This is a genomic window from Streptomyces sp. NPDC002784 (assembly GCF_053592135.1).
Window position 1 is genome coordinate 1 of record NZ_JBSFVD010000109.1, and the last position, 3574, is coordinate 3574.

The 3574-nt window shown below is 67.7% G+C and carries 4 protein-coding genes; 3 read left to right on the forward strand and 1 reads right to left on the reverse strand.

The features are described from left to right. Positions 1-49 precede the first annotated feature (49 nt). On the reverse strand, positions 50-391 hold the full coding sequence (locus ACWD1Z_RS36820; RefSeq protein ID WP_451125192.1) for a cbb3-type cytochrome c oxidase subunit I: 342 nt from the start codon (positions 389-391) through the stop codon (positions 50-52). Positions 392-956: 565 nt separating this feature from the next. Here ACWD1Z_RS36820 and ACWD1Z_RS36825 point away from each other — a divergent pair. From ACWD1Z_RS36825 to ACWD1Z_RS36835, 3 genes are all read left to right on the forward strand, one after another. Further along, a complete protein-coding gene (locus ACWD1Z_RS36825) occupies positions 957-1160 on the forward strand; it encodes a cold-shock protein (RefSeq protein ID WP_014145516.1) in 204 nt (67 codons plus the stop codon). 323 nt (positions 1161-1483) lie between these two features. Further along, the gene (locus ACWD1Z_RS36830; protein WP_451125194.1) at positions 1484-2980 is read left to right on the forward strand and encodes a DEAD/DEAH box helicase; all 1497 of its coding nucleotides are present in this window, start codon (positions 1484-1486) and stop codon (positions 2978-2980) included. A 176-nt stretch (positions 2981-3156) separates the two neighbouring features. Next, positions 3157-3471, forward strand: a complete 315-nt coding sequence (locus ACWD1Z_RS36835; RefSeq protein ID WP_451125196.1) for an SCO5918 family protein — start codon at positions 3157-3159, stop codon at positions 3469-3471. Positions 3472-3574: the final 103 nt, after the last annotated feature.

The following is a 3574-nucleotide window of genomic DNA, read 5'->3' on the forward strand; positions in this document are numbered from 1 at the left end:
CCAGTTCGTTTGGAATTTCTCCGCTATCCACAAGTCATCCAAACACTTTTCAACGTGTCCTGGTTCGGGCCTCCAGTGCGTCTGGCATGATCGCGTTGGCGAAGCCGGCGAACGTCGGGGTGGCGAACAGCAGCAGCATGATCGTGCCGTGCATCGTGAACGCCTGGTTGTACTGCTCGTTGGACAGGAACTGCAGCCCGGGCCGGGCCAGCTCCGCCCTGATCGCCATCGCCAGCGCCCCGCCGATCAGGAAGAACGCGAACGAGGTGATCAGATAGAGGTGACCGATCTTCTTGTGATCGGTGGTGGTCAGCCAGGAGACGATCATCCGGCCCCGGCTGCGCCGTCCCTTGACCGGCACCAACGTGACCGGTGCAGCTTCAGCAGCCATCGAGTCCCTTATCCGTTGAAGTGCGGCATTCAGCTGTCAGAATTCCGTAAACGCACTGGCACCGCGTGCTGACGCGCTGTGAGACGCGGAGCGCATACTGTGTAACCACCTGGCGCGCGTCCACACGGGGTCTTCCTCGCCGGATCTGCGAGCCGACGGTCCTCGGGTCGTTGTACGTCCGTGGCAGCCGCCGCGAAGCGGCCCCGCACCGGGTGAGCGGCGTGTGACCAGGCCAGGAAAGGTCGTACGGGGCTCTGCCCGTCGAAACGCTGCGCCCCGGCTGAACCAATATCTGTGCCCGCGGGCGGAGATTTCGCGGGAACGTGCAGACAGATTCTCTGCCGCAATAACGCGACCCGGATTTTTCACCGCACACAGACCGCTGCGACGTGCTAATGTCGATCTCAGTTGCAGTTGTGGTTCCCGACTTCAAGTGCCTCCGGCCGGCTCTCGTGCCGCTGGAAGCGCTTTTGTATTTCCGGTCTTTTCCGGCGGGGTGATCAACGCGGCGACACGGGGTTCGCGCAGTGCGGACCCCGATGCACTGCCCCAAAGGAGAAATAACATGGCTGCTGGTACCGTGAAGTGGTTCAACGCGGAAAAGGGCTTCGGCTTCATCGAGCAGGACGGTGGCGGCGCTGACGTGTTCGCCCACTACTCGAACATCGCCGCCCAGGGCTTCCGCGAGCTGCTCGAGGGCCAGAAGGTTACCTTCGACATCGCGCAGGGCCAGAAGGGCCCGACGGCTGAGAACATCGTTCTCGCCTGACGTCACGCGCACTTTGTAGCTGGGGCCCGCATCCCTCGGGGTGCGGGCCCCAGCTGCTCGCGTTTTCCGCAGTGGTTTCCCCTGTGGCAACGATCAGTAAACCCGCCTTCATGGCCGCATGGCTTGATGGCTGCATGGCTTCATCGCGGTGAACGCCCGAACGTTGCGTTCGCTCCGCGTCACTCATTCCAGCGACTGGGCCCGCGCGACTTTTTCGCCGTCCAGATTCGCTTTCCGGTTCCACCGGCTCATTCTTGCAATTCTCTGTGCTGCTCATCGCTGCGGGAATTCCTTGATATGTGCCGCATCGAGGAAGGTTCCGCATGAACCGCACACGCACGAACGACCGCTTCTCCCGCACCCGTAACGGCAGCGCCGACTCCGCGAGGGGTGGCAGCCGATTCGGCTCGTCGGCCACGAGCCGCTCCGGCGGACCGAGCCGTTCCGGCGGTTACAGCCGTCGGCCCGCCGCCGTTCAGGGGGAGTTCGCGCTGCCCAAGACGATCACTCCGCCGCTTCCCGCCGTGGAGGGCTTCGCCGATCTCGACATGCCGCGGGTCCTGCTGTCCGCGCTGAGTTCGCAAGGCGTGACCGTGCCGTTCCCGATCCAGGCCGCGACCCTGCCGAACTCCCTCGCCGGCCGGGACGTCCTCGGCCGCGGCCGCACCGGCTCCGGCAAGACGCTCGCCTTCGGGCTGGCGCTGCTGGCCCGCACGGCCGGGCAGCGCGCCGAGCCCGAGCAGCCGCTCGGGCTGATCCTCGTACCCACGCGTGAGCTGGCGCAGCAGGTCACCGACGCGCTCACCCCGTACGCCCGCTCCGTGAAGCTGCGGCTGGCCACGGTGGTGGGCGGCATGTCGATCGGCAGGCAGGTGAGCGCGCTGCGCGGTGGCGCCGAGGTCGTCGTCGCCACGCCGGGACGCCTCAAGGACCTCATCGACCGCGGCGCCTGCCGGCTGAACCAGGTGGCCATCACCGTCCTCGACGAGGCCGACCAGATGGCCGACATGGGCTTCATGCCGCAGGTCACCGCCCTGCTCGACCAGGTCCGCCCCGAGGGCCAGCGGATGCTGTTCTCCGCCACCCTGGACCGCAACGTCGACCTGCTCGTGCGCCGCTACCTGACGGACCCGGTGGTCCACTCCGTCGACCCGTCAGCCGGGGCGGTCACGACGATGGAGCACCACGTGCTCCACGTTCATGGCGCCGACAAGCACACGGCGACCACCCAGATCGCCGCTCGCGACGGTCGGGTGATCATGTTCCTCGACACCAAGCACGCCGTCGACGGCCTCACCGAGCACCTCCTGAACAGTGGGGTACGGGCCGCCGCCCTGCACGGCGGCAAGTCCCAGCCGCAGCGCACCCGCACGCTGGCGCAGTTCAAGACCGGGAACGTCAACGTGCTGGTGGCGACCAATGTCGCGGCGCGCGGCATCCACGTCGACAACCTCGACCTCGTCGTGAACGTCGACCCGCCGACCGATCACAAGGACTACCTCCACCGCGGTGGCCGTACGGCCCGTGCCGGTGAGTCCGGCAGCGTCGTCACCCTGGTCACCCCGAGCCAGCGCCGCGGCATGACCCGCCTCATGGCGTCGGCCGGCATCGTCCCGCAGACCACCCAGGTCCGCACCGGCGAAGAGGCCCTGCACCGCATCACCGGGGCCCAGGCCCCCTCCGGCATCCCGGTCGTCATCACCGCTCCGGTGGTCGAGCGCCCCAAGAAGCGCGGCGCCACCTCGCGCGGGCGACGCCGTCCTGCCTCGGCGACCCGCCGCGCGCCCCTGGGGCAGTCCACCGCTGGTGCGGCGGCATAGCACCTTCGTCTCCGGACACAGCGACCGGGTCGGCTGCGTGACATCGCCGACGTCATCAGGCCCTTCGCTTCACCGTCGACCACCAAGGGACGACCGCGCTCCGAGCGTCCTCGCCTTCTCCCGGTAGAAGGCTTCGGTGCAGGTCGACCCGTTTCTCCCTCTCTCTGTGAGGCATCATGCGCTGTGTCATCGCCCGCTTCCCGTTCGACCTGACCAAGGGCGGAGTGCTGGAATCGATGAAGGGCATCAAGCCCGAACCGGTCACCGGTGAGTCCGTGATCGTCGGACGACGCCACTACCCGGTCAAGCAGATCGGCCAGGTCATCACCCGCCAGGACCCGCGCGATTTCACTGCCGCGGAAGTCCTGAGGGCCATGGCCCGCCTCGGCTTCACGTGTCGCACCGTCGCCGAGCCCGCACCCGCCCCCGCACGCGTCGAAAGCCCGTTGCAGCGGGCTTCCGCCCTGCTCGGCAGCCCCCTGTCCGTCTGACGGACGCGAAGGCTGCGCTGCCGACACCACGGCAGCAGGGAGGGCCCTACCGGCGCGCGCCGGTAGGGCCCTCCCTGCTGCCGTGGTGTCGGCAGCGCAGCCT